This window comes from Legionella hackeliae (assembly GCF_000953655.1).
Taxonomy (GTDB): Bacteria; Pseudomonadota; Gammaproteobacteria; order Legionellales; family Legionellaceae; genus Tatlockia; species Tatlockia hackeliae.
In genome coordinates this window covers 821,813-847,770 of the sequence record NZ_LN681225.1, presented here as the reverse complement: position 1 = coordinate 847,770, position 25,958 = coordinate 821,813, and the positions used below count along the sequence as shown (strand labels likewise).

The following is a 25,958-nucleotide window of genomic DNA, read 5'->3' as shown; positions in this document are numbered from 1 at the left end:
GATTAGCGCGTAATCCTCGTCTTCTTGATTTTTTTGAATAAATTGGGCCAGACGACCTGAAAAGGATCGTCAGTTTTTGGTTATTCCCTTATTACTACGTCCCGCGGACAAGCCGCGGGACGTAGTAGCCACTCACTACTTGTAGTGAGCGAGAGCATTAAACTGCTTGTAGTAAACAATTACACTAAACCCAACTTGATTGTAAACCTTCATTGTTGGCTATTGCCACTTGGCGCACTCTTTTTCTTGGTGGTTTCTAAAATCCTGATATCATCTGCAAAGCACTTGGTTTCTCCTCGCCATGGTGCAACAAATTCTTCGCAATGATAATAAACAATAACATGACTATTATTTTGCATCGCTAATTCAGCTCGCTCGACTAAATCCGATTTAAATTGACCTATGGTGAAATGAAACTCTCGACCGGTTGCTCCTGTAGCATCTTCCAGTCCACCACGTATTAACTCTGCTTCATAGGTTCCCCAATAGCGACCTTCTTTAGCAACTTTAACAATGATCCCTGATTTTTGTCCCGATTTAACAGTCCAACAGGCAGTTAATAAGCTTGTGCTAACGACAAGCAATAGAAATAATAATTTTTTAGTCATCTGTTCAACCTTTTCACGCTCTAGTTTTACTTGGTTAGATAATATTGATGGCACTGAAAGAGTCAAATATTTTTCTATCTCACAGCACTATCTTATTTAAAAATACATTTAACAGAAAGCTAAAATACCGCAAACAAAGCGGTATTTTAGCTGCAAAAAAGTCTCCAATCCTAGTGCGCAATACTTACATTCAGCGGCGCTGGGGAATTAATATCTTGGTTTAATTGCTCAAAGGCACGTTTGGCAGGAATGTATTGGGGGAACTGAGTCATTATTCTATTTAATATCATGCGCGATAATGTCTCATCACCACGATTCCACTCATTTAATGCATCAAAATACATCAGATTAGCGGATTGTCCGGCCAGGATTGGCATTTGATTCATCATAACAGGCTCAATAAAGCTTAATCTATCCTGTTGTTGAGCATCCAGCCATTGCAACGTTTTGCGTGCCTGTTGACTTCCATTTGCACTCGCCTGGAGAAGCAATTTTTTACCCTCTTCAGGTTTCTGAGCTCCATCCAAGTACAATAAAGCTAGCTGGTATTGTGCATAGGCATTATTGTTTGCAGCGAGCTCAATGTATAATTCAACGGCTTTCTGGCTGTCTTTCACCACACCCAGGCCATATTGATACATTCTTGCAAGAGCCAATTTTGCCTTGTCATTCCCTTTATTAGCAGATTCCTGGTAGTAATTAACTGCGTTGGAAAAATCAAGTTTTGTTGCAACGCCTGTTTCAGAGAGCAAGCCCAGCTGATACAAAGCATCACTTTCCCCTAATGCTGCAGCTTTTTTATACCAATGCAAGGCTTGTTGCTCATCTCGAGAACCACCTAAACCATTAAAGTATAATTCTGCAAGCTGCGTCATGGATTGTTTGTGCCCCAACTCCGCAGCTTTCCCGAAAAGAGCTCTAGCTTTGGCGTAATCCACTGGCATGCCTTTACCATCTTCGTAAATTAAAGCTAAATTATATTGACCTATCTTATCGTTTTTCTGCGCAGCTAACTCATAATTTTTAAACGCGAGTGAGTAGTCATCATCAACCGTATCATAAATAAATCCGAGTGCTACAGAAGAACGAGAATAACTGGATTGTGAAGCGGAATACCATTTTTTCGCTTGCTCATAATCCGGTGCATTACCAATTTTACCTAACTGATACATGCGACCCAGTAAAAATTGTGAAACGGGTTGGCCCTGGTCAGCTGAAGCCGTATACCACTGTGTTGCCAGCTGGGTGTCAGGCTGCCCGCCTAATCCTTTTTCATAAAGGAAGGCCAATTTTAATTGTGCATCTTTATCACCTTTTTCAGCAAAGTATTGATAAATATCTCTAGCTTGCTGTAACTTCTCCGGATCTGCGGCTTGAGATAGGTAATAATCCGCTAATAATAACCCTGCAGTGCTATTTCCTGATTGGCGTGCTTTATCCAATTCTGAAAGGAAATTTTCACCCATATCGTGTTTTAAAACTGCGAGATTTAAATTTGCATAAGAGAAACCAGCATCAGCTGATTGCTGCAACAATGCTTTTCCTTTTTGAAGGTCTTTGCTAACCCCATTCCCTTCTGTGTAATAAGTTCCCAAGATAAAGTTATTGACAGAATTTGAGCCGGCTTGTTGATACCAATACATGGACTCAACATTATTCGCAGGTACGGCAATACCTCTTTCAAACATAATCCCTAAAAGAAGGGCTGCATAACTGTTGCCGGTTTTTGCTTCCTTCTTGGCGACTTCCAAAGCTTGCGCTTGTTTTTTCTTGTCTTCATCCATTGCATAGTAAAACGCCAAAGGTAAATTCGCTTCAGCGACCCCTTCTTTCACTGCACCTTCATACAAGCGTTTAATTAACTTGGTACGATTATTTTTAGCAGCAACACTTAATCCACCTTGCTGTTGTTTGACTAAATATTCAGCCAGTCGATATTGAGCTGGACCATAATGGTTAGAAGAGGCAAGATAATACATTGACATTGCTTGCTGTGGATTTGGTTGCAGGACCAGATTACCGGCGGCATCTTTGAACCCTTTTTCATAAATATGCGCCAATACATACTGTGCATTAACATTCCCTTTAAATGCAGCATCCATTAACCAGTTAATACCTTGCTGATAATCAACAGGATCCGTTAATCCACCTAAATACAAAATTCCAAGATTATATTCAGCTCTAACATCTTGCTGCTGAGCGGCCAATTTATAATAGGTGATTGCCTGAGGAATATTTTTAGCTACGATAACCCCATAATGATACAGTTGTCCTAATTCAAATTGGGCAGCAGACTCTCCTAAAATAGCCTTACCATACATTTGACTTAGCACAGCTTGATAATTCGCCTGTTGTTGCCAACCATTCATCATTTGGTTTATATAGTCAAAAGGCTGTGATGGATCAGATGAGGTTGGATACGGTAATCCTTCATCCACCATAGACACTCTTGGGGAATGCGTTAATGCCAATGATTCATTTTTTAACAAAGCTTCAATTTGAGGATCTAAAGGATAGCGAGGGAAAGCAAAAGCGCCGGATTGATCATCAGGGTTTAATGCTGGCGCAATGACATCAAAATAATCGCTAATAGCAATTTCTTTAGGTTGCATCATTTCAAAATTGGGCCTATACAATTCAGCTCGTGTAACTTCTTCCATTTGAGGCGCTGGGTTGTAATTGTTTTCTTTTAAAGCCCGTGGATTTTGCCAGGCATTAAAAATTCCACCTAATCGATAACCCTGCATCTCGAAATTACTGGATTGACCATTACTCAACCATTTTGAAACTTCAATGCCTGGATTAATCTTGGCTTCGTGGGCTGCTGTTTCTTTTGCTTTTTGTTGCCAAAGATTCGCCAGTTGTTGATCAGCAGCCACACCGGTTCCATCCTGATACATTTTAGACAATGCTTCTTGTGCTAGGGAAGAACCACTTTGGGCTGCTTGCAACATCCACATAAACCCAGTTTTTGGATTGTAGAGGCTGCTTTTGTCATCAAGATAGAGATTAGCCAGAGCCATTTCAGCTTGAGTATCATTTGCTGTTGCAGCTTTAGTGTACCAAGCCCTTGCTTTCTCAAAATCATTCTGTTGAGCCGCTATTGCTCCATATTTTATCATGGCAGGGATATAATTTTGTGCCACTGCTTTGTTAAGTAGTTCATAGGCTTTATTATCATCACGAGCGACAACACCTCCACTCAAATAAAGCTCTGCTAGTCTTAATTGAGCCCGGGGATTACCTTGTTCAACTGACTTATTTAACCAAATTAACCCTAATTTCTTATTTCTTGAATCGCGACTTTCAAGGAAATACTCACCTAAAGTAGCTTGCGCAATCGCATCGCCACGTTTGGCAGCATCAATGAAATAGCGTCTGCCCATGTCTGGACTTTCTTTAGAACCATAACCATTAATATAAGCAGCAGCACAATAAAGCTGTGCACTCAAATCACCCGCTGCAGCGGCCTTTTTAAACCAAAATAATGCTTTTTCAGGATCTTTGACTTGAATTAAATTATACCGTGCAAGTAACAGTTGTGCTGATAACACACCTTTTTCTGCAGCTTGTTCAAAGTAGCGCAATGCCAAAATATCGTTTTTTAATTCACCATAGCCATACAGGCGCATCCGACCAAGATAATAATTCGCAACGGGATCCTTATCTGATTGATTGACGAGTGTCTGGGCAGCCACTGAATAACTACCTTGACGATAAGCTTCCAAGCCATCTACTGCATAAGCCAATTGGCTGCCGGTAGCTGCCACCAGATAAAACCATGGTACGTATGATTTCATGGCTAATTCCCCTCTATATTTTGTTACCGCTGCGAGCGGCTTATTGCGCTGGAATAATTCCGTAATGAACGACTTCCCTGAGTGCGCCACTTCTAGTATTACTGTTTACTATCCAGTAATTGCCCCGATTGTTTAATCCGTAACGAACATTGGTATATTCACATACACGAACGCTATCAGCACAATCTACAATTTTTCCATACTCTTCTTTTCCGTCTGGAACAGCACAAATAAATTTCACTTTTTTCTCGCTAGTCGATAATACTGCCCATTGACCAGGTTGAATTGTATGATTCATATACATTGTTCGAGAACTTTCTTCATCTCGCATCTGGTACAGATTAACCTTTTGATTTAAAGAGTTAAACAAGAAATACATCGATTGTATTTCGCCTGCTTTTCCAGGAAACAGATGGAGAGTTTTCAGGTCAAATTGATAACCAGTATCATAGCAACCGAGTGGATTTCTGTTGTCCTCAACTTCTTTAGCTTCTTTGGCAGCCAAAACATTACCAGCCCCTGTACACAAGAAAGATACTAAAAAAATACTATTTAAAGTGGTTTTAGTGTTTGTTTTCATTATTTCTTCTCACTTGCTGTGGCCATAATGGGACGAACAATCACTTTAGTTCCCATAAAATGATTTTTCTCGTTGGATAATTCAACAAAGTTATGATTCATCCATTCCGCATCTTGCGTAAACATCCGCACACAACCATGACTTGCACGATAACCAGGAATATCTTGGGCACCGTGTAAGGCAAAACCTTTATGGAAATACATACAGTAGGGCATTTTGGCACCACCGCGACCGATGGGGAAAACCCCGGAACGACATTTTTCGTTTTCTTTGCTAAAGAAATGGAAGATACCTGTAATGGTTCTGCAAGTGCGAGCACTATTGTCAGAACATTTATCGCTACCAGAAGAGATAGGCCCCCATTTCACCAAACGGCCGTCTCGATCATAAGCCGCCCAGGCAAGCTTATCCTGATCAACAATAACTTGTTTTTCACCATCCGCATCTATTTTTAAGGGGAAAGGAGAAAAATCGAAAATTGTTTTTTGCGCTAAATTGCGCGGTACAACAATTTCTTTACCAGCCCAAAGGTAGTTATAAGATCGATTAAGGCGTTGCACAATGTCACGCTGCTGCTCATCGGGGAAAAGCTTTTCCCATGTTTGCCCGCTGGAGACTTTAATGCATTCATACTGTGGGTATGCGCACAAAGCAGTACCATAATAACTCGTGGCATTAACCAGAAATGCAGGTACCATGAGTGCAATCACTTCTAATAATTTCTTCATCGTGATTCCCCTAATCTTTAAAGTAATTTTTGTAATGCAAGAAGTATGCATAAATTACAATTCTTTACATCTAAATGCTATTTCGGTCATTTTTTAAAAAAGTTTAGGCAATAAGCTACTCTCTATGATTCAAATAAAAACAAACAAAGAGAAGAGGATATCTATATGATAATTAATATTTTTTATATTAATCAAAGAAAAATCATCAGGAATGAAAATGTTGATAAATTCGATTGGCAAGTTCTTCATTAATACCGCCTACCTTAGCTATTTCATCCACAGGTGCGCGCGCAAGCTCACGTAGGCCACCAAATCGGCGCAGCAAAGCTTGCCGCCTTTTGGGCCCGACGCCCTCAATTGTTTCAAGTGAAGATTCAAAACTAGCATGTTGACGTTTTTTGCGGTGGGTTGTAATTGCAAATCGGTGAGCCTCATCTCGAATATGCTGCAATAAATGCAATGCAGGTGAATCAGCAGGTAAGCTGACCTCTTTTTGCTCAGTCACCAAGATTAATCGTTCCCATCCAGCTTTTCTATCTGGTCCTTTAGCAATACCCAACAATACTACACTCTCAATGGCAAGCGACTCAAACACTCGTTTTGCCACAGCTACCTGACCTTTTCCTCCATCGATAATAAGCACATCAGGTAAACGTTGCTCTTGTAATAAACGTTTGAAACGACGCGTAATGGCTTGCTCCATAGCTGCATAATCATCACCTTTAGTAATACCTTCAATATTAAAGCGGCGATATTCATTTTTGCGTGGACCTTCAGCATCAAACACCACGCACGAAGCCACTGTTTCCTCGCCTTGGGTGTGGCTAATATCAAAGCATTCCATACGAGTAATTACTGTGTTGAAATGTAGCAGCTCGGCTAAGGCTTCATATCGTTTCTTCATGGTTGCCGAAGAGGCCACATAGTCTGCTATCGCTAAACGTAAATTATTAGTGGCAAAATCTAACCAACGTGCTTTCACACCGCGAGGGTTAGTTTGAATTTGACATCCTTTACCTCGCAATTGACTCAATACCATTTCCAGGGGGTCTTTCTCTGAAAAATTTTGGTTAGTTACGATGAGCGCAGGAATCCGCTCTGGAGTATCCATATAATAAAAAGCAACAAACGCTTCAAAAACCTGCTGCCATAAATCATTTTCAGATTGCTCTTCTTCTAAAAATGGGCGTTGCGGTACGGACGGAAAGAAGCTTTGGCTTGCAATAACATGACCATCCCGTACAGTCACACACTGAATACAAGCAAAACCAGGTTGTGTCTCAATAGCAATGACATCAGCATCCCCTCGTAATTGGACTACACTTTGCTGCTCTTGAATTAAACGCAAACTTTTAATTTGATCTCTTAAGACAGCCGCCTCTTCAAAATCTAAACGACAAACGGCTCGCTCCATGCGTTTGGCTAAATCATCAAGGATTAGTTGACATTTCCCTTGTAAAAATCGTGTAGCATCATTAATCGATTGTTTATAAGCTTCTTGGGAAATATACCCCGTACAAGGCGCCGTGCAACGTTTAATTTGATATTGTAGGCAGGGACGCGATCGTGCATTGAAATAACTATCGCGACAGTTTCTAATTTTAAATGTCTTTTGAATAGTACTTAACGTCTCTCGCACCGCTGCCACACTGGGAAATGGACCATAAAACTCACCCTTTTGCGGCTTTTTTTTGCTCCTGTAAAGCTCCATGCGTGGAAAAGCATGATTGCTTACATGAATATAGGGATACGACTTATCATCACGCAGTAAGACATTATATTTAGGACGTAACGTTTTAATGAGATTACTTTCAAGTAATAGTGCTTCTGTTTCACTGCGAGTCACACTCACTTCGATGAAAGCGATTTGATTAACCAGCGAGCGCGTTTTGGCACCAGCATTTTGTTTATTAAAATAGCTGCTGACACGTTTTTTTAAATTTCTTGCTTTACCCACATATAAGACAGTACCCTCTTTGTCTATCATACGATAAACACCAGGTTCGCTAGTGAGATTAGCTATAATTGCACTTAAATTATTAACACTCATTATTAATTATCACGAACAACTTCTATTGGACATCACAAGGCATTAACAACTTATTATAGTCCATTCCTTTAATCTCTAATATTCATTCTAAGTTAATTTAATAGCGATGCGGATTTGCTAATGTTTGTTGGGTCATCCTGACCCCAATTGTATAAAACTGATGTAAAAATTTATTGTTCCAAGGAATGATTATTCATCATGTAATGCATCATTGGGTTGTTCAATGACACGGTGTTTCATTGCCAGGAAAGTAAGCTCAACGTCGTTTTTTATACCTAATTTTTCAAACATTCGATAGCGATAGCCATTAATTGTTTTAGAGCTTAGAAATAATCGATCTGCAATATCTTGCACAGTCATACCGCTGGTAATCATTAGCATGACTTGCATTTCACGTTCTGAAAGCAGATCAAAAGGAGAGTCTTGTGTTGCTTCAAGGCTATTGATAGCCATTTTTTGTGCGATCTCCGCACTTAAATATTTCTCGCCTCTAGCCACTTTACGAATCGCCGCGGCCATTTCTTCAGCACCAGACTCTTTGGTTAAATAGCCCATCGCCCCCAATTGAAGAACGCGAGTAGGCATCGGCTCTGCACAGACAGCAGTCACAGCAATCACCTTCACTAGAGGATTAGATTTTTTAAGCCGTCTGGTCACTTCCCAGCCATCAATTCCAGGCATTTTCATATCAAGCAAGACTACATCAGGCTTATGAGATTTTACCAATGTCAAAGCTTGCTCACCGCTTTCAGCATCAGCAACTACTTCAACATCCGATAGATCCTCAAGTAATCGTCGAATCCCCATTCTTACCAGGGCATGGTCATCAACAATTAGAACTTTTATCAAACGATGGCTCCTTGACGTTTAGCCAATGAACACAAAACATGCATCGATATTAGCAAGACTAATCAGGCATTACAATTGGTACTGATTTTAATCATTCAGGAACTGTGATTCCCTGTTAATTTGCTAAGCACTTCTCAACATATTGATTCTTTAGCATGATTAGAAAAGAGTAATAATGTCCATTCCTGATTATAGTCGATTAATAAGAATTCACAGTTTAACAGCGCATGGAAATCTCATATTTTGGCGCGCTAACACGCCAAAATATGGATACTGGGATTATTTTCATCAACCGCGAAAAAAGGTGGGTATTCGCCCAATTCTTTTGCCCGCTCAAGAAATTTCATAATATCTGCTTCGACAAAATTATAAAGCATTTGGTAATTATCAATAACGAAATAGACGGGTTGTAACATGTCAATACGATAAGGCATGCGAAAGGCAACAACAGGGTCAAACAGCACACGCATGGGAATATCACTTTCAACACTATAAGGTGTCTCACTGATAGAGGATAAAATACCACCTCCATAAGCTCGCAATCCTTCAGAGGTTTTGATTAAACCAAACTCCACAGTAAACCAAAAAAGCCGCTGCAAAAGCGGCCATTTATCCTCCGTTAGATTTAAAACCTTGCGCGCATAATTGCAAACAAAATCCGCATACACGGGATCAGTTAACATGGGGCAATGGCCGAAAATCTCATGAAAAATATCAGGTTCCTGGACATAATCAATTTCTTCTTCACAACGGATAAATGTAGCGGCTGGAAAACGTCTTTCTGCTAATAATTGAAAAAATTCGCGCGCTGAAATTAAGGCAGCGACAGGAGCAACTTCCCAACCTGTTAGTGACTTAAGTCGACCACTTACCTCAGGTAATTGAGGAATACACTCTGAAGACAATCCAAGACTTTCCACGCCTTGAATAAATTCATTACACGCTCTGTTAGGAATAATTTTCATTTGGCGTTCATAAAGTAATTGCCAAATGCGATGCTCCTCACTGCTATAATTAACCATACCTTTGGCATCAGGTTGATGAGAAACATAACGACTGACAAATTCCATAAGAACTCCTAGATGCTAGAAAATAGTATTCCCGGATCATTTAGATTATAGCGCTTTTAGATAGACAGTATAAAACAAACTGACATTCTGAACACCTCTAAAACCGGCCTGGAATGACAAGTTAAGAAGTTACAATTTTAATTATTTTGAAACAGGACGTCGTAGAATTTGAGAAATAGGAATTAATGTTTCTGTTCCATCACCCACAACACGCTGCTCCCCTTTCCATGCATGCCCATAAACGACTTCATAGGTGAGCGGATACTTGCCTTCGACTGTACACAATGCTTTATAAGCTTCCTCGAAAACTTGCCAAGCTTCTTTCCCAGTTAAGCCTTCATTGCGTTTGGAGTTAATATTACGTACGCCCTGTGCTTTTAAATTGATTAATAACTTCTTTAAATTACCATAATGTACAGTTAGTAATTCCATGTCAACCACTGGATCTAGAAATCGCTCTTTTAAAAGACAATCCCCAATGTCATGCATATCGGCAAATTCGTTCGTATGCGCATACTGATCAGCAACTTGCCATGCTTGTTTTAATTCCTTAAATGTATCAGGCCCTAATGTTGAGAACATTAAACAACCATTAACATTCATAACTCGATTTAATTCTCGTATTACGGAAGATAAAGGTTGAGCCCAGTGAATCGTTTGATTCGCAAACACTAAATCAAAGGTTCCAGCTGCAAATGGGAGCGATGTCATATCGCCATTAATCAATGGCCATTTATTACGCCACCAACCTTGCTTTTTCTTCGCTTCCAAGAGCATATTTCTGGCTAAATCCAAACCGACAATTTCGGCTTGAGGATATTTCTTTTTAAGATGAAATGAGAACAATCCAGGCCCACAACCTAAATCCAGAATATAACGAGGATTAATTTTGAGATAATCAAGGCGTTCGAATAATCGCTGGCCAATTTCATGTTGTATCTTGGCAGCTTGTTGGTATTCGGTAGCATGCTTATTAAATGTATTGCAAATTTCTAAATTCAAATTCATCATGGAAAAGGAAATAATTACAAGGAAGCCAACTTTCGTGCGCTACAAAATAAGCAGTATAACACACATGTTACGTTTCCCATCTGCTTGTGTTATCTGTTCTCAGTATCATCGTGAAAACTGTGCGGTTTGTAAAAACTGTATGACTCTATTGCAGCCATTAGGTCATGCTTGCCAATACTGCGCATTCCCTCTACCTGATAAAGATTTTTTAGTGTGCGGTCAGTGCGCTAAAGTAAAACCTGCATTTGATAAAGCCTTTGTAATGTATCAATTTGAAGAACCCTTACGCACCCTTTTACACCAGTACAAATACAATGGCGCACTTTATTTACGAAAGTTTTTAGTACAGCTAATTCTCTCTGCCTTACCCACTGAAAAGACCAAAACTCAATGTCTTATTCCTGTCCCTTTGCATCCTCAAAGATTGCGTGAACGAGGATTTAATCAGGCTGCAGAATTCTCCAAACATTTGGCAAAAACATTAAAAATACCTTGCGAACTCAATTTGTGTAAAAAAATATTGCATACTCCCGCACAAGTCAGTCTCAACGGAAAAGCACGTCGAAATAATTTGCGTCATGCGTTTGAAATAAAAAATAACGCTTATCGTCACATTACTTTAGTAGATGATTTATTAACTACAGGCAGTACTGCAAATGAATTAGCAAAGCTTTTTAAAAGACAAGGAGTGGAGCGAGTTGACATTTGGTGTTGTGCTAGAACATGTTAATTTGATTATTAAGTTCTCTAAGCTCATTTAATAAATTATATCGTGCACTTTTTAAATATTTTTCACGAAGTACTTCAGTCTTGTATAACTGCATCGCTAATAAACTCTTTAAAACTTCTATTCTTTCCAAACAAAATTTTTTTAGCGTTAAATGCTTATATTCCAAACGGATTTGCTGCACATAGTTCTTGTATTCTTCTGCAGACGCACCAAGAATTGCCAAATCAAAGTCAAGAAAAAATAACAAATCATTCTCATCTTGCAACGATGAATCAACCAAATGTGTTTTGGTAGCCAAGATAAAATTAGAAATTCGGTGAGTATCTTCGTTATCTAAGTGGCTTTCCTTTGCAAAATCTAAAAAGAAATCATTACTTTTCTCTTCATTATTTTTCTCAGTCGCTTGATAAATAGCATCATGAAACCAGATGCTTAATAAAACCAGATGAGGAAGCTTTAGAAAACGATAATAATCGGTGTATAAGGTGATTAGATAGTCAATGTGAGATAAGTTGTGATAGAAACGATTTTTTTGAGTATATTGATGCTTTAAAATTCCCCACCATTTTTGAGCAATCTCTCTATCGCATCCAATATCTTGCATTAAAGAAAACCAATTGTTTTTAAGAAGAAAATCAAGCACAGGTTCCATCCTTTAATTAAGGATTAACAAAAAACACCAAAATTGTTTGTTGTTTTGAGATATAAAAGACCCAAGTCTCCAATACTACGAGTATAGCTTTAATACCGTATTATCAAAAAATATAAAATTTTAAATGTGTTATTAGGGCTTTAAATTATATGATGCAATTACTTTTTATTGAAACCTTGATATGTGATAATCTTACGACCAGAATGCTCAAAAATTCGACAACTCCAATTCGTGAAATTATTGAATCATGGAAGAGTTACACAACCAATGGCATCAGCAATTGGGAGATTTGTTGTTCTCATCGAAGACAGCCTATTGCTTATGGTTTTTTTGGGAAAGTAGCGGTCGGAATTTATAACGCATTAAACAAAACAACGACTACCCACTTTATTTTGAACTTGGCAGATACTCAGGATGAACAAACGATACATACCAATTTTAATTCGCCAAAATGAGAAGAGAACCTGGTTAATTCAAATGACCCAACCTACTACTGCACTAGCAGCAGCATTCTGGTCATTTTTAAAATTAGTTGCATACCTGATTGTGGATGCAGTTGCCTTTAGAATCACATGTTTGGCAATTGCTTGACCCATTGATAATGACTGGGGCTAGCTTTTAATGCAGATAACGCTTTATATCGTTTAAAATAAGTTGAACAAGCAAAACAATAAAAATAATCGTAACCAGACGATGGAATAGAATTTCCATGGGCACTGAAATCGGTTTCCCCCGAATTTTTTCGAGTAATGCATAGACAATTAAACCACCATCTAACCCAGGAATGGGGAATAAATTCACAAGACCGACCGCCAAACTTAAATTCGCGATAAAATATAAAAATACGGTGAAACCCTGGAAAAAAGAAGTAACCGATGCTGAAAATAATCCAATAGGGCCTAATAAAACTGCAAAAGGCAAAACTCCAGTCACTATCTGTTTAAGCATGGTCAGGAAAAAAGAAAGTAATTGCATAGACTTAACTACAGCGTGACAAAACGCATTAATGATAGACTCACCGTTTATTTGCTCTTTAGGGAGGTCTGTTTGTGGCTCAATTCCCAAGCTCTGCAGCAAGGACATCCCTCTTTGGTATCGCCACTGGGAGAAATCAAAATTCACTGACCTTAACTGACCTTGATTATTTATTATCACTGCAGGGACATTCTTTTTACCAAGAAGCATGATAAGCCTCATCCCTGTTTCTTGCCAGGAATTTACATTTTGCTCAGCTAAACTAATAAAACGGTCTCCCGGTTTAACACCCGCACTGCTTGCAATGCTATCTGCTTTTACCGATTGCACCAGTGGTGGGGTTTGTTGATAGCCGATTAAAAACAGTAGCGTTAATGCCAACCAAGCAGTGATTAAATTAGCGAGTGCACCTGAAAGCAAAATAATACATCGTTTCCATATGGGTTTTTTATCAAAGCACACTGGAAACTCTTCTGGAGGAACAGGCTGAATACGGGAATTGAGTAATTGAACATAGCCTCCAAGGGGCCATAAAGCCCATACCCACTCTTGATTAGATTTGGTTTTCCATGAGACTAACGGTTTACCAAAACCAATAGAAATTTTCTGAATTTTTACTCCAAAAATTCGTGCAGCAAGCGCATGACCTGCTTCATGAATACCTACAACCAAAATAAGAGTTAGAAGTATTGCCAGTATGGCCCATAACATTCATTATCTCACTTCTTTATTTTTGTATTATCAACAACGAGATGTAGCAAAGGCTCGCCTCGTCGTCCTCCAAGTTCATAACCTTTTCTATAAACCTCAAAGGTACGATAAGTTCGAGATGTTTCGCTATCCACAAGCTCCACCTCATCACCACTCTCATCAACCAATGTTACTGTAAGATGCATTTCGCGAAATTGGCCAATATTATAACGTTCTTTAAATAATCTCAGGACTGTTAATAAACTTTCAGCAGCCTCTTCACTATTATGCTGGCCTTGGAAAATGATATCCATCTGCATTCCCTTATCAGGAGAGCGTTCCTGAACAACGTGCCCTATTCATGTTAGCGGCTAAAAATAAAAGGACTTGAGCTTTTTAAGAACAATTAGTTTACTTTCGTATTCTTTTTCATCGGTACAAAGTCTGTAAATTCCGACGCTAATAGTTTACAATTCCAAGATTATTCTGCTGCCATTTTGAAAAAATCTATGGTGTTTGTTGCCTGCGGCCTAAATCATAAAACTGCTCCATTAGACGTGCGTGAAAAAGTCGCTCTGCCTTTGTCTATGCAAGAGGCTTTGCTTCATAATCTCATTGATTTACCTGCAGTGAATGAAGCCGCTATTTTGTCGACTTGTAACCGCACGGAGATTTATTGCGATACAGAAGACCCCGAAAGCTTAGCTCCATGGCTTGCGAAGCAACATCAACTTGCTCCCGAACTACTCTCTCCCTACCTTTATATGCATCATGGCCCTCAAGGGATACGTCATACTTTAAGGGTAGCGAGTGGTCTTGATTCAATGATGCTTGGTGAACCACAAATTCTTGGTCAGATGAAGCAGGCTTATCAACAGGCTTGTAAGTTAGGCGCAGTGAAAACAAATTTACGTCATGTCTTTGAATACATTTTCAGCGCGAGTAAACGAATTCGCAGCCGCAGTGGCATTGGTACTAATCCTGTTTCCATAGCTTATGCTGCAGTGCAATTAATTGGTAAATTATTTTCAGATTACAGCGCCCTGAAAGTATTCATTATAGGCTCAGGTGAAACATCCACCTTGGTTGCTAAATATTTGCATAAACAAGGCGTTAGACAATTTTTAATCGCCAGCCGTACAACTGAAAATGCAAAACAGCTTGCCGCCATATTTGATGGTCAGGCTTTGGCGATTGGTGATATTCCTGAACATCTATCTCAAGCCGATGTCGTTATCTCAGCAACGGCCTGTCCGCTTCCTTTTATCAATAAAAGTCTTGTTGAGCATGCCTTAAGCAAGCGAGCACATGCGCCCATGTTCTTCCTCGATTTGGCAGTTCCTCGTGATATCGAAGCGAATGTGGCCGAATTAAATGCCGTTCATCTTTATAATATCGATGATTTGCAACTGCTTATTGAAAAAGGAATGGATGAACGACGTGAGGCAGCCCTTCAGGCTGAGCAACTAATTGAGAGTGAACTTGACAATTTTATCCGTTGGCACCGTTCTTTACGAGCAAAGAATGTGATCTGTGACTACCGCAGTTACATGCAAGACTTAGCGCAGAAAGAATTACAGCGAGCCCAGGATAAACTTTCAGCAGGCTATAATCAAACTATGGTACTGCATGAATTTTGCGAGCGCTTAGTCAATAAATTAACACATCATCCCACTGTTGGATTACGTCAAGCTGCCTGGGATGGCCGTGAGGAATTACTTGATTTAGCACAATACTTATTTAATCCATCTAGTGATCCAGTTTCCATATGAAAAAATCGCTTGAATTAAAACTTGAGCAAATGCTTGAGCGGTTTCAAGAAGTGAGTCGTTTACTTTCTGAAGCCTCTGTTATTGCTGATCAAAATCAGTTTAAGAATTTATCAAAAGAATATGCCCAGCTGGAGCCGATAGCCAACTGCTATAATGCCTACATCAAAGCACGTGACAATGTCAGTTCCTTGCAAGAAATGCTGGCCGGTGGTGATAAAGAATTAGCCGCTATGGCAGACGAGGAAATTGCTAACGCGAGAGAAGATGTCGAAAAATTGGAAGATGAACTCCAGTGGCATTTGATTCCTAAAGATCCAGATGATACTTGTAATGTCTACCTTGAAGTTCGTGCGGGAACCGGTGGTGATGAAGCGGCAATTTTTGCCGGTGATTTATTCCGTATGTATCATCGCTATGCTGAAACTCAAGGATGGCAAGTCGAAATTATTAGCGCCAGCCATGGAGAACATGGTGGTTATAAAGAAATTATTGCGCGGATTACGGGGCAATCCGTTTATTCGCAATTAAAATTTGAATCAGGCGCACATCGCGTACAACGAGTTCCTGAGACGGAATCTCAGGGTCGTGTTCATACTTCTGCTTGTACCGTTGCAATTTTACCCGAAGTGGAAGAAATCGATAATATCGAAATTAACCCAGACGAAATACGTGTTGATACTTATCGCTCCTCTGGTGCTGGCGGTCAGCACGTTAATAAAACTGACTCGGCTATTCGTATTACTCATATACCAACAGGTGTGGTTGTTGAATGTCAGGATGAGCGTTCCCAGCACAAAAATCGCGCTAAAGCCATGGCCCTATTAAAAACAAGACTGTTAGATGCTGAACAAAGCAAACAGCGCCAACAACAAGCTGACACGCGAAAATCGCTGGTCGGGACGGGGGATCGTTCGGAGAGAATACGTACTTATAATTTTCCTCAAGGACGACTTACAGATCATCGAATTAATCTCACGTTATACCAACTTACAGATGTAATGGAAGGTCATTTGTCGCCCGTCATTGATGCTTTACAGCGCGAACATCATGCCGAATTGCTTGCTGAACTCGGACAATATGATGGAGATTAAGCAAGCCTTGGAACAAGCATCCATACAATTAGCACAATGCAGTAGCAGTGCCCGTCTGGATGCCGAAATCCTGCTTGCTCATGTTTTAATAAGAAATCGAAGCTATCTTTATGCATACCCTGAAGCAACACTAACGCAAGTTCAGTGGCAAAGCTTTCAACGTTTAATTGCCAGACGACTGGAGGGCGTGCCTATTGCCTACTTGACGGGAACACGAGAATTCTGGTCTTTACCTTTAAAGGTATGTGAAGACACTTTAATACCGCGACCAGAAACTGAACTTTTAGTTGAACTTACTCTAACATTGTTGGCCGACAATAAACAGGCACAAATTCTTGATTTGGGAACTGGTAGTGGTGCTATTGCCTTGGCTTGTGCCTCAGAAAAACCACAATGGAAAATTACAGCTTGCGATTGCAGCCCAGGTGCCTTGCAAACTGCGGAAGAAAATGCGGCAAGATTAGCATTATCGAACGTTTATTTTTATCACTCCGATTGGTTTGAGAATATAACACCTCATCAACTTTTCGATGCCATTGTGGCCAATCCCCCCTACATAGCTACCAATGATCCCCACCTTGTTGAAGGTGATGTTCGCTTTGAACCCCAGTTGGCTCTAGTGAGTGGAGAAGATGGACTATATGCATTAAAACATATTATTAAACATAGTATTGCTAGGCTTAAGCCAGGCGGGCTGTTATTATTAGAGCATGGTTTTGATCAAAAATCTGCGGTAACGTCTATGCTTAATGAGTATGGGTATACAGAGATTCAATGTTGGCAAGATTGGCAAGGTAATGACCGTGTGACGGGTGGTAAACGAATAATTTGTTGATGACCAGCACGATTTTTGATATACCTAGCGGTTTTCGATCGTGTGCCACAGTGGCATGACGAGAGGATGCAATAGCAGGAGGCATTGATGCCAGAACAAATAATCGATTCAACCAATGAGAGTATACGAAACGTGAAAAATGACGCCGTTAGCAACATGGGAATAGCACCATACCAGGAAACGGATGGCGAAGAGTACATGAATGACAAGCAACTTGCTCATATTGAGAAAATTTTGCTTGCATGGCGCCAATCACTGATGGAGGAAGTTGACAGGACAGTAACGCACATGAAGGATGAAGCGGCTAATTTTCCTGATCCTTCTGACAGAGCCAGTCAAGAAGAAGAATTTAGTCTTGAACTCAGAACTCGTGATAGAGAGCGTAAACTCATTAAGAAAATCGAAGATGCGTTAGAGCGTCTACGTGATGAGGATTTTGGCTATTGCGAAGCCTGTGGCATTGAAATTGGATTAAGACGCCTGGAAGCTCGACCGACTGCAACTTTGTGTATTGATTGTAAGACCTTGTCTGAAATCAAAGAGCGCCAAAACCAAGGTAGTTAATTTCTCATTGGTCTATTAGTGTCTTGTCTTGCTGATTTGTCAGATCAAATGATCTGACAAATCATTAGTTTTTCTTGATTATCTTAATAAGCCTCGCATCTTGTTCATACCAATGTCTCCGGCTTGGTATCCATATCCTACTACCTGATATCCCAAGTCCTACTGCTTGATATCCCACGTCCTACTGCTTGATATCCCACGTCCCGCGGCTTGTCCGCGGGATCTATATATTTGCAATAAAGCTGGTTCCCGCGGACAAGCCGCGCGACATAGTAAGCTTTGTTGTAAAGCATGGTAAGCGTTATTGTAAAGCATAGTAAGCAAGCGTGTAGTAAGCCTTGTTGTAAACACGCGTGCTATTTAATGAAGTTGTCACTCTTTGAGAATAGCGACTAAACCTCAGCGAATAGCGTTAAGAGCACTCTCTATTCTCTCAGCGTATCGTGCTACAGCACCTTTGTTCATTTCAAGAACTTGCGTCGCATTTTTTATCAATTGATCTTTTCGATTTTTATCATGATGAAGAGTAACAACTCGCGCAATTAATTCTTCGGCATTTTCAACCAGCTCAATCGCTTCTGCATTTTTAAGATCTTGGCAAATCGTCTTAAAATTATGAACGTGTGGCCCACTGAATACAGGGACTTTCATCGCTATAGGCTCAAGGACATTATGACCACCAACAGGCACAAAACTTCCTCCTACGAACGCATAATCACTTACTTGATACCATCCTAATAGTTCCCCTAGAGAATCTAATACAATGATTTCATTTTCTGGTGTTAAGGTTTCTATTTGCGAGCGAAGCCCAGTATTAAATCCCATATTTCTACATAATTGATGTATTTTTTGAAAACGTTCAGGATGTCTTGGAGCAATTAGGAGTATTAGCTTGGGGATTGCTGCCTGTAGTTTTTTCAATTGCGAAAGTATTTGCTCTTCTTCACTCTCATGAGTACTGGCAATCATCATTACCACTCGCTCATTACCCCATTTTGCTTTTAACTCAGTAAACAATTGCTGATTAATATCTTGGGTCTGCAAGTCAAATTTCATATTACCAAATACATTAACGGTTTTAGTATCTGCTCCTAATGCTATAAAACGTTTAGCGTCATCTTCTGTTTGAGCCAAGATATAATTGAATTGTTGCAGCAAAGGTTTGAAAAGAAATTTTACTTTTTTATAGCCTTGATAGGAGCGCTCAGAAAGACGAGCATTCACCAGGATAAGAGGGATTTTTGCTTGATGGGCGTAAAAACCTAAATTTGGCCATAATTCTGTTTCTACAAAAACCGCAACTTTCGGTCTATTCTTTTTGTAAAAACGCCCCACAACATCAGGCAAATCATAAGGAACATATTGGTGCGAAACTTTGTTGCCAAAGCGTTGCTGAACACGCTCAGCACCTGTAGGTGTCATCGTAGTCATCAAAATACGCAGCTGCTTTTGCAATAATGTATCAATCAAAGGCGTTACCGCAATCACTTCGCCCAAAGAAACAGCATGGACCCATACATCGAATTCCTCTTGTTTTATAGGACTAAGTGTGAAACGTTCTGAAATGCGCTCTCTGTATCCAGGAATTTGTCGCCCTTTCCACCAGAGTCTGAGCAATAAATATGGAGTAAGTATATAGAGCATTAAGGAGTAGGCTAGTCGCATATCTTATCCAGAGAAAAAAAAGCAAGTATATATTTATTTTGCTCTTTTGCGATTAAAAATTTTAAATGATTATAAATTTTAGGAAAATGCAATTCGAAAGAAGGGGCGAGCTTGAAATGCAGCGCTTAAGTATTTGTCGCTTGAAATGCTGGATTTACAAGTACAGAGTCAAGCATAATGCTAGTATTATGCTCTCATTGATAAAAAAAAGTTAATTTCTGCATAATTTGCACTCTAGGCATATAATTAAGCTTAGAATGGAAGAGTTCTTAAAAGAAAACAAACTGGATAATCAACCGCATGAATTTACGTGATTTTTTTAATCATTATCACTGGTGGGGAAAAGTGCTAGGTGCTTTTTTCGGCTATCTTATTGGAGGACCTGCCGGTGCCCTCTTTGGAATCCTTATTGGAAATTTTTTTGATCGCGGTATCGTTGAGCATTTCAATCGACCTCACTGGCACTACCACAAAGAGCGTCGAGAAGCCGTTCAAAAGATTTTTTTCGAAGCCACTTTTACAGTGATGGGTTACGTTGCTAAATCGGATGGTCGAGTCTCCGAGGAAGAAATTCAAATGGCCAAAACACTTATGGATGAGATGCGATTAAGTCGCGAGCAAAAAACATTAGCAAAGAAATTCTTCAATCAAGGAAAATCAATAACATTTGATTTGGCAGAGATGCTAAACCGCCTAGAACAGGTATGCAATGACAATCCAGATTTATTGAAATTATTTATGGATATTCAATATCGGGCTGCCAAGACTGATGAATTCTCAGAAGCCAAGATGCACGCATTGGATGTCGTCTTCAGACGTTTAGGCTTTGCCCCCATCCGTCAGCAATATCGGTTCTATGAGGATTTTGGGTTTCGATCATCACAATCCTCACAGCGCTCTCAATCTCAAAGTTCCTCGGATCAACAACGGCAATACTCTAACTATCAGACATCGACTAATAGTCTTGCCTATGCCTATGCCCTATTAGAAATTGATCAAAATGCCAATAAGCAAGAAGTAAAACGGGCTTATCGCCGTTTAATTAGTCGCAACCATCCCGATAAACTAATTGCTCAGGGATTGCCTGAGCAGATGATAAAAGTGGCAAATGAGAAAACACAAAAAATTCGCAAGGCTTACGAGCAGATATGTGCCAGCAAAGGATGGCAATGCTAGTTTTACAAATTGTTCAGTGTTGGTAGAGCATTTTCCAAATCTACAACTTCAGGTGAGACTTTAGGTGTACAGCATTCAACCAATAGTTTCGCTGTTTTACTAGCAAAACACATCCCGAAACAATTTCCTACCGTATAAACAACTATTGTCAGTGCATAAGTTGTCGCTTGGGTATTAGTATCTGCTTTAATCGCGTTTAAAACCGGTATTGCCACAGCTAAATAAATCCCTGTTAAAACGATTCCACCCACACAACTCATTCCTTTAACAAAACACTCATGGGTGCTAAGATTTTCTCTTTTCTTCTCCACTTTCTCTGAACGTTTTTGTTCTTTCTCAAGATAAATCTCTTCTGCTTTCTTAATTATCTCTTTTTTAGGTTCCTCCACATATTTCTGCTGGATTTCAGGTGAAAGCTCCATGTTAAGTTGAAAAAACAACAGTGGATTGCTCTTTTTGACTGCTTGAGCGGCAAGCATTTTCAGAGTAGGAACCTTTTCTGTTTTCTCTTTTTTCTTGTTGGAGCTTGCGTCAGTTACAGGACTTCCTTGTTGATTGAGTGCATTATTTTTTTTCATTTACTCTTACTCAGCATTTGTAGCGCATTGGTTGTAAAGTTTACATTCATTTTCTTAACGATTTATTAATATATTCTTATATAAAAATTACTCTTAATAAGATAAAAACATTCAATATAAACCTGAAAAAATTAGCGAATTTGGCGATTGCAAGCTAGTATTTAGGGAAAGAAACTCACTAAGCTAAATTATGATCGGGTTATATAGCATAGTTGTTGTATTAACCGTCTTAATTGTCGCACTCATTCAGCATTATCGCGGAATTAAATTTAAAAAATCATGGATCTTACTTGTCATTATCCTTATTCCTGTACTAATTTATACCAAACTTTATATTGCTCCTTTTTATCACGCAAAAACTTTTGAGGCCGATCTCAAAAAAGAATCACCCCTATTTGCTCTTCTCGCCGAAAAGTCACCCTTGGCTTTTCAAAACTACATCGACAAAGCTAAACACGATATTGTTTATAATCATGCAAAAAATATCTTGCCTTACACCGTTGATTTTATTTCTGCAGAGCTAACGAAGTATACTCCTCATGCTACGAATGAGTCTTTATATAATGAAGTTAAAATTACCGCCGAATACTATGATAAAATTTTAAAAATTAATCCCCTACTTATTCTATTTTCGGAGTTCCCCGATAAATTTGCAGACCAGGTTTCTATCGATGAAGTCGAAAAAATTCCTGGAGATTTTTCAAAGAAATTAATGGATGCCAAACTAGACATTATACAAAGCGCACTTAATACCCCTCAACTCGCTCTTTCTCCTGAGGAAATTAATCAAGGTCAAACACTGCTTAATGAAATCTTTGAGGCTTTAATCAACAAGTATGGCAATGATACAGTAGAAGGCACCTTCCACAATCCGGATAATCCCAATTTAGATAGAGCGGTCGAAGCAAAAATTATACTTGAATTTTATCAACGAATTCTTGATAAAGGTGAAAAAAATGCAGGGTTAATTCTTAAATATATTGAGACTGCAAGTGCATCCACTACATGATACAAGATGCATCATGTAGTGGTTTAATGAATTAGTGTACCTTATCTTCATCAGCATAAGGGAGTACCGTGACTTGTGTACCTATTGTGATGAACTCTTCATTTAACCATTTAGCAGCACTAGGTAGTACTCTTATGCAACCATGGCTGGTATTTGAATACGGTACTTCATATCCAGCGTGGATTGTATATCCTTGGAAGAAATACATGCAGTAAGGCATTTTGGCGCCCCCTGTCGTTTCTACAGGATATTCGCCTGAACGGCAGTCAATACCTTTTTTGTTGTAAACATGGAAAGTCCCTGTGACAGTACGGCAAGATTGGTTTTGATTTTCATCACAAACATCTTTACCACCAGAAGCACTACCTGTCATGACGCGATTACCGTCTGGATCATAAGCTGCCCAAGCAAAAGCTTTAGGATCGAAAATAAATTGCTTTTTACCCGTTGCAGGCGCTTTTACAGGGAAATAGTCCTGGCCTCTTTTATCTACAGTGTAATGAGTAGTACGATGAACAACTCCAACGTCGTCCGTGATATAGCAAGACTCATCACAGTATGGCATACAGCCTGCTAGTCCTAGACACAATAAGCCAACCCACAACAACAACTTATTCATGGTAAATCATTCTCTCTTTTTAGTTATTAAGACATCATGGTGAGGTAGACATCATGCTACCACACTTTTATTAAGCATCTAAACGACGATATTTAATCCGTGACGGTTTATCCGCTGCATCTCCTAAACGTCGCTTTCTATCCGCTTCATAATCTGTATAGTTTCCTTCAATGAAAACAACCTGCGAGTCGCCTTCAAATGCCATTAAATGGGTACAGATTCGATCGAGGAACCAGCGATCATGCGAAATAACAATCGCGCAGCCAGGGAAGTTTAATAAAGCCTCTTCGAGTGCACGAAGTGTTTCCACGTCTAAATCGTTACTTGGTTCGTCAAGTAGAATCACATTCGCACCTCGTTTCAAAAGCTTCGCTAGGTGAACGCGATTTCGCTCTCCTCCTGATAACTGCGACATTTTCTTTTGCTGATCACCACCTTTGAAATTGAAGCGACCGACATAAGCACGTGAGGGCATTTGAAAGGAGCCAACTTGCATAATATCATGACCATCGGAAATTTCTTCCCATACCGATTTGTTCGCATCAAGATCATCGCGCATTTGATCAACATAAGCCAAGTTAACTGTTTCTCCAATACGGATTTCACCAGCATCAGGTTTTTCTTGACTTGTGATCATTTTTAAAAAGGTTGATTTTCCTGCGCCATTGGGGCCAATGATGCCAAGAATACCCCCTTTGGGTAATTGAAAACTTAAATCGTCTATCAATAATCGATCGCCAAATGATTTACGCAAATTCTTCGCTTCAATCACTAAATCTCCCAGGCGCTCACCTGGTGGAATATAGAGTTCGTTTGTTTCATTACGTTTTTGGAATTCTTTGGAGTTCATTTCTTCAAATCGTGCCAGTCTTGCTTTATTTTTAGCATGACGACCTTTTGGCGAGGTGCGTACCCATTCCAACTCTGCTTTAATCGCTCGTTGATGAGCAGCCTGCTGTTTATCTTCCATTTCTAAGCGAGCTTCTTTTTGTTCCAGCCAGGATGTGTAATTGCCCTTGTAGGGAATACCTTCGCCTCTATCCAGTTCCAAAATCCATTCTGCTGCATTGTCTAGGAAATAACGATCGTGGGTAATTGCAACCACAGTGCCTTGGAATTCTTCAAGGTAACGCTCAAGCCAGGCAACACTCTCCGCATCAAGATGGTTAGTAGGCTCATCGAGCAATAACATGTCAGGGTTAGATAATAATAGTCGACACAGTGCCACTCGACGACGCTCTCCCCCTGAAAGCTGGCTTACTATAGCGTTCCAGTCAGGTAGTCGCAAAGCATCGGCAGCTACATCCAGGCGTCGATCAAGTTCCCAACCGCCACAGGCTTCAATATCATTTTGCAACTCACCTTGTTTGGTTAGCAAGGCATTCATTTCATCATCACTCATTGGTTCGGCGAAACGCATACTGATTTCATCAAACTGAGTAAGTTTAGCTTTAATTTCAGCGACACCCTCTTCTACTACCTCACGCACCGTTTTGGTTAAATCCAATTCCGGTTCTTGCGCCAGATAACCAATTTTTATTCCAGGCTGAGGTCTTGCTTCGCCGTCATAATGTGTATCAACACCGGCCATGATACGCAATAACGTTGATTTACCCGAACCATTTAAACCTAGAACACCAATTTTAGCTCCAGGAAAAAAACTTAACGAGATATCTTTTAATATAAAGCGTTGATTATCAACGACTTTGCTAACGCGATTCATGGTAAAAATATATTGCGACGACATAAGGTGCTCCATCTTCAAAAGCAAGCGCAGAAAAGTAAACCAAACAGCTTAATTTCTCAAGAGGGGAAACTCTTTAGAAAAGTCATTGATGAGTCTGCGACCCTCATCAATGATGTGAACTAAATTCCACTAGGTCCAATCAAGAATAACTTTTCCAGATTGTCCTGAGGCCATAATTTCAAACCCTTTTTGATAATCAGCTACAGGGAAATGATGCGTGATAACAGGTTCTAAGTTTAAACCACTTTGTAACATGGCTATCATTTTATACCAGGTTTCAAACATTTCTCGGCCATAAATACCTTTAATCACTAATCCCTTAAAAATAACCTGATTCCAATCAATAGCAGTTTCTTGGGGTGGAATACCCAACATAGCGATATGGCCCCCGTGATTCATAGTCTTCACCATGTCATTGAATGCCACGGGATTTCCAGACATTTCTAAACCGACATCAAAACCTTCTAACATCCCTAATTCGCTCATGACTTCTTTAATTGATTGGGATTTTACATTAACAGCTCTTGATGCGCCCATTTGCCGCGCTAATTCCAAGCGATACTCATTAACGTCAGTAATGACTACATGACGTGCACCAACGTGACGGGCAATAGCAACTGCCATTATCCCTATTGGCCCTGCACCTGTTATTAAAACATCTTCGCCAACCATATCAAAAGCTAAGGCACAGTGTGTAGCATTGCCAAATGGATCAAGAATAGATGCTTGATCACTAGTAATATTGTCAGGTAGAACCAAAACATTACTCGCCGGTAATGATAAATACTCTGCAAAGCAGCCAGGACGATTAACACCAACCCCTAGAGTATTACGACATAAGTGACGCTTTCCAGCACGGCAATTGCGGCACATACCACAAGTAATGTGACCTTCACCGGAGACACGTTGACCAACCTTTAAACCCTGTACTTCACGCCCAACTTCAACGATTTCACCATAAAACTCATGTCCGACAGTCATTGGCACAGGTATTGTTGCTTGAGCCCATTCATCCCATTTATAAATATGAATATCTGTACCACAGATAGCTGTTTTCTGAATTTTAATAAGGACGTCATTCACTCCATATTCTGGTACGGAAACATCTTCCATCCATATTCCTGGTTCACGTTTTGCTTTTACTAAGGACTTCATGCAT

24 protein-coding genes are annotated in these 25,958 nt (G+C 39.7%); 8 read left to right on the top strand and 16 right to left on the bottom strand.

Features of this window, described 5'->3' with window-relative positions:
- Positions 1–209: 209 nt before the first annotated feature.
- The 8 genes from LHA_RS03910 to bioC all read right to left on the bottom strand — a co-directional run bounded on the left by LHA_RS03910 (position 210) and on the right by bioC (position 10,693).
- On the bottom strand, positions 210–608 hold the full coding sequence (locus LHA_RS03910; protein WP_045105376.1) for a hypothetical protein: 399 nt from the start codon (positions 606–608) through the stop codon (positions 210–212).
- Positions 609–778: 170 nt separating this feature from the next.
- Positions 779–4,408: a tetratricopeptide repeat protein gene (locus LHA_RS03905; RefSeq protein ID WP_045105375.1), complete on the bottom strand. Its 3,630-nt coding sequence runs from the start codon at positions 4,406–4,408 to the stop codon at positions 779–781.
- A gap of 40 nt (positions 4,409–4,448) precedes the next feature.
- Positions 4,449–4,988 (bottom strand): hypothetical protein, encoded by a 540-nt coding sequence (locus LHA_RS03900; RefSeq protein WP_045105374.1) that lies wholly within the window; start codon positions 4,986–4,988, stop codon positions 4,449–4,451.
- The gene (locus tag LHA_RS03895; protein WP_045105373.1) at positions 4,988–5,716 is read right to left on the bottom strand and encodes a L,D-transpeptidase; all 729 of its coding nucleotides are present in this window, start codon (positions 5,714–5,716) and stop codon (positions 4,988–4,990) included. The genes LHA_RS03900 and LHA_RS03895 overlap by 1 nt, the downstream gene beginning before the upstream one ends.
- A gap of 205 nt (positions 5,717–5,921) precedes the next feature.
- The gene (gene uvrC, locus LHA_RS03890) at positions 5,922–7,766 is read right to left on the bottom strand and encodes an excinuclease ABC subunit UvrC (RefSeq protein WP_045105372.1); all 1,845 of its coding nucleotides are present in this window, start codon (positions 7,764–7,766) and stop codon (positions 5,922–5,924) included.
- 189 nt (positions 7,767–7,955) lie between these two features.
- Positions 7,956–8,615: a two-component system response regulator LetA gene (gene letA, locus LHA_RS03885; RefSeq protein ID WP_045105371.1), complete on the bottom strand. Its 660-nt coding sequence runs from the start codon at positions 8,613–8,615 to the stop codon at positions 7,956–7,958.
- 251 nt (positions 8,616–8,866) lie between these two features.
- On the bottom strand, positions 8,867–9,685 hold the full coding sequence (gene phhA, locus LHA_RS03880; protein WP_045105370.1) for a phenylalanine 4-monooxygenase: 819 nt from the start codon (positions 9,683–9,685) through the stop codon (positions 8,867–8,869).
- Positions 9,686–9,826: 141 nt separating this feature from the next.
- Positions 9,827–10,693 (bottom strand): malonyl-ACP O-methyltransferase BioC, encoded by an 867-nt coding sequence (gene bioC / locus LHA_RS03875; protein ID WP_045105369.1) that lies wholly within the window; start codon positions 10,691–10,693, stop codon positions 9,827–9,829.
- Positions 10,694–10,730: 37 nt separating this feature from the next.
- Between bioC and LHA_RS03870 the strand changes: the two genes are divergently transcribed.
- Positions 10,731–11,426: a ComF family protein gene (locus LHA_RS03870; RefSeq protein ID WP_407927331.1), complete on the top strand. Its 696-nt coding sequence runs from the start codon at positions 10,731–10,733 to the stop codon at positions 11,424–11,426.
- On the opposite strand, the gene LHA_RS03865 is transcribed toward LHA_RS03870, so the two are convergent.
- Positions 11,413–12,069 (bottom strand): HD domain-containing protein, encoded by a 657-nt coding sequence (locus LHA_RS03865; RefSeq protein WP_045105368.1) that lies wholly within the window; start codon positions 12,067–12,069, stop codon positions 11,413–11,415. The genes LHA_RS03870 and LHA_RS03865 overlap by 14 nt on opposite strands.
- Positions 12,070–12,227: 158 nt before the next feature.
- Between LHA_RS03865 and LHA_RS03860 the strand changes: the two genes are divergently transcribed.
- Positions 12,228–12,533 carry a hypothetical protein gene (locus LHA_RS03860; RefSeq protein ID WP_045105367.1) on the top strand — a complete coding sequence of 102 codons (306 nt, stop codon included), beginning with the start codon at positions 12,228–12,230 and terminating at the stop codon, positions 12,531–12,533.
- Between the two features lie 163 nt (positions 12,534–12,696).
- On the opposite strand, the gene LHA_RS03855 is transcribed toward LHA_RS03860, so the two are convergent.
- Complete coding sequence (locus tag LHA_RS03855; RefSeq protein ID WP_045105366.1) at positions 12,697–13,764, bottom strand: M50 family metallopeptidase; 1,068 nt, start codon at positions 13,762–13,764, stop codon at positions 12,697–12,699.
- An 8-nt stretch (positions 13,765–13,772) separates the two neighbouring features.
- Positions 13,773–14,057 (bottom strand): hypothetical protein, encoded by a 285-nt coding sequence (locus LHA_RS03850; RefSeq protein WP_045105365.1) that lies wholly within the window; start codon positions 14,055–14,057, stop codon positions 13,773–13,775.
- Positions 14,058–14,252: 195 nt separating this feature from the next.
- Between LHA_RS03850 and hemA the strand changes: the two genes are divergently transcribed.
- The 4 genes from hemA to dksA all read left to right on the top strand — a co-directional run bounded on the left by hemA (position 14,253) and on the right by dksA (position 18,005).
- Positions 14,253–15,515, top strand: a complete 1,263-nt coding sequence (hemA, locus tag LHA_RS03845) for a glutamyl-tRNA reductase (RefSeq protein WP_045105364.1) — start codon at positions 14,253–14,255, stop codon at positions 15,513–15,515.
- Positions 15,512–16,606, top strand: coding sequence for a peptide chain release factor 1 (gene prfA / locus LHA_RS03840; protein ID WP_045105363.1), 1,095 nt, complete (start codon positions 15,512–15,514; stop codon positions 16,604–16,606). Before hemA ends, prfA begins: the two co-directional genes overlap by 4 nt.
- Positions 16,593–17,441, top strand: coding sequence for a peptide chain release factor N(5)-glutamine methyltransferase (gene prmC, locus LHA_RS03835; protein WP_045105362.1), 849 nt, complete (start codon positions 16,593–16,595; stop codon positions 17,439–17,441). Before prfA ends, prmC begins: the two co-directional genes overlap by 14 nt.
- An 87-nt stretch (positions 17,442–17,528) precedes the next feature.
- Positions 17,529–18,005: an RNA polymerase-binding protein DksA gene (gene dksA, locus LHA_RS03830; RefSeq protein ID WP_045105361.1), complete on the top strand. Its 477-nt coding sequence runs from the start codon at positions 17,529–17,531 to the stop codon at positions 18,003–18,005.
- Positions 18,006–18,404: 399 nt separating this feature from the next.
- Here dksA and waaA read toward each other — a convergent pair whose 3' ends face one another.
- Entirely contained in the window at positions 18,405–19,670 is a 1,266-nt protein-coding gene (waaA, locus tag LHA_RS03825) for a lipid IV(A) 3-deoxy-D-manno-octulosonic acid transferase (RefSeq protein WP_045105360.1), read from the bottom strand.
- Between the two features lie 300 nt (positions 19,671–19,970).
- On the opposite strand from waaA, the gene djlA reads away from it, so the two are divergent.
- Positions 19,971–20,846 carry a co-chaperone DjlA gene (gene djlA, locus LHA_RS03820; protein WP_045105359.1) on the top strand — a complete coding sequence of 292 codons (876 nt, stop codon included), beginning with the start codon at positions 19,971–19,973 and terminating at the stop codon, positions 20,844–20,846.
- A gap of 2 nt (positions 20,847–20,848) precedes the next feature.
- Here the strand turns inward: djlA and LHA_RS03815 are convergent, their stop codons facing one another.
- On the bottom strand, positions 20,849–21,424 hold the full coding sequence (locus tag LHA_RS03815) for a hypothetical protein (protein WP_045105358.1): 576 nt from the start codon (positions 21,422–21,424) through the stop codon (positions 20,849–20,851).
- Between the two features lie 190 nt (positions 21,425–21,614).
- Between LHA_RS03815 and LHA_RS03810 the strand changes: the two genes are divergently transcribed.
- The gene (locus tag LHA_RS03810; RefSeq protein ID WP_045105357.1) at positions 21,615–22,433 is read left to right on the top strand and encodes a hypothetical protein; all 819 of its coding nucleotides are present in this window, start codon (positions 21,615–21,617) and stop codon (positions 22,431–22,433) included.
- Positions 22,434–22,464: 31 nt separating this feature from the next.
- Here LHA_RS03810 and LHA_RS03805 read toward each other — a convergent pair whose 3' ends face one another.
- From LHA_RS03805 to tdh, 3 genes are all read right to left on the bottom strand, one after another.
- A complete protein-coding gene (locus tag LHA_RS03805; RefSeq protein WP_045105356.1) occupies positions 22,465–23,052 on the bottom strand; it encodes a L,D-transpeptidase in 588 nt (195 codons plus the stop codon).
- A 70-nt stretch (positions 23,053–23,122) separates the two neighbouring features.
- A complete protein-coding gene (gene ettA, locus LHA_RS03800) occupies positions 23,123–24,799 on the bottom strand; it encodes an energy-dependent translational throttle protein EttA (RefSeq protein WP_045105355.1) in 1,677 nt (558 codons plus the stop codon).
- 129 nt (positions 24,800–24,928) lie between these two features.
- On the bottom strand, positions 24,929–25,954 hold the full coding sequence (gene tdh / locus LHA_RS03795; protein ID WP_045105354.1) for an L-threonine 3-dehydrogenase: 1,026 nt from the start codon (positions 25,952–25,954) through the stop codon (positions 24,929–24,931).
- Positions 25,955–25,958 lie beyond the last annotated feature (4 nt).

Coding starts and splice junctions, on each gene's coding strand:
- LHA_RS03910 (WP_045105376.1), bottom strand. CDS start 608: ATGACTAAAAAATTATTATTTCTATTGCTTGTCGTTAGCACAAGCTTA.
- LHA_RS03905 (WP_045105375.1), bottom strand. CDS start 4,408: ATGAAATCATACGTACCATGGTTTTATCTGGTGGCAGCTACCGGCAGC.
- LHA_RS03900 (WP_045105374.1), bottom strand. CDS start 4,988: ATGAAAACAAACACTAAAACCACTTTAAATAGTATTTTTTTAGTATCT.
- LHA_RS03895 (WP_045105373.1), bottom strand. CDS start 5,716: ATGAAGAAATTATTAGAAGTGATTGCACTCATGGTACCTGCATTTCTG.
- uvrC (WP_045105372.1), bottom strand. CDS start 7,766: ATGAGTGTTAATAATTTAAGTGCAATTATAGCTAATCTCACTAGCGAA.
- phhA (WP_045105370.1), bottom strand. CDS start 9,685: ATGGAATTTGTCAGTCGTTATGTTTCTCATCAACCTGATGCCAAAGGT.
- bioC (WP_045105369.1), bottom strand. CDS start 10,693: ATGAATTTGAATTTAGAAATTTGCAATACATTTAATAAGCATGCTACC.
- LHA_RS03860 (WP_045105367.1), top strand. CDS start 12,228: ATGATGCAATTACTTTTTATTGAAACCTTGATATGTGATAATCTTACG.
- LHA_RS03855 (WP_045105366.1), bottom strand. CDS start 13,764: ATGTTATGGGCCATACTGGCAATACTTCTAACTCTTATTTTGGTTGTA.
- LHA_RS03850 (WP_045105365.1), bottom strand. CDS start 14,057: ATGGATATCATTTTCCAAGGCCAGCATAATAGTGAAGAGGCTGCTGAA.
- hemA (WP_045105364.1), top strand. CDS start 14,253: ATGGTGTTTGTTGCCTGCGGCCTAAATCATAAAACTGCTCCATTAGAC.
- prfA (WP_045105363.1), top strand. CDS start 15,512: ATGAAAAAATCGCTTGAATTAAAACTTGAGCAAATGCTTGAGCGGTTT.
- prmC (WP_045105362.1), top strand. CDS start 16,593: ATGATGGAGATTAAGCAAGCCTTGGAACAAGCATCCATACAATTAGCA.
- dksA (WP_045105361.1), top strand. CDS start 17,529: ATGCCAGAACAAATAATCGATTCAACCAATGAGAGTATACGAAACGTG.
- waaA (WP_045105360.1), bottom strand. CDS start 19,670: ATGCGACTAGCCTACTCCTTAATGCTCTATATACTTACTCCATATTTA.
- djlA (WP_045105359.1), top strand. CDS start 19,971: ATGAATTTACGTGATTTTTTTAATCATTATCACTGGTGGGGAAAAGTG.
- LHA_RS03815 (WP_045105358.1), bottom strand. CDS start 21,424: ATGAAAAAAAATAATGCACTCAATCAACAAGGAAGTCCTGTAACTGAC.
- LHA_RS03810 (WP_045105357.1), top strand. CDS start 21,615: ATGATCGGGTTATATAGCATAGTTGTTGTATTAACCGTCTTAATTGTC.
- LHA_RS03805 (WP_045105356.1), bottom strand. CDS start 23,052: ATGAATAAGTTGTTGTTGTGGGTTGGCTTATTGTGTCTAGGACTAGCA.
- ettA (WP_045105355.1), bottom strand. CDS start 24,799: ATGTCGTCGCAATATATTTTTACCATGAATCGCGTTAGCAAAGTCGTT.
- tdh (WP_045105354.1), bottom strand. CDS start 25,954: ATGAAGTCCTTAGTAAAAGCAAAACGTGAACCAGGAATATGGATGGAA.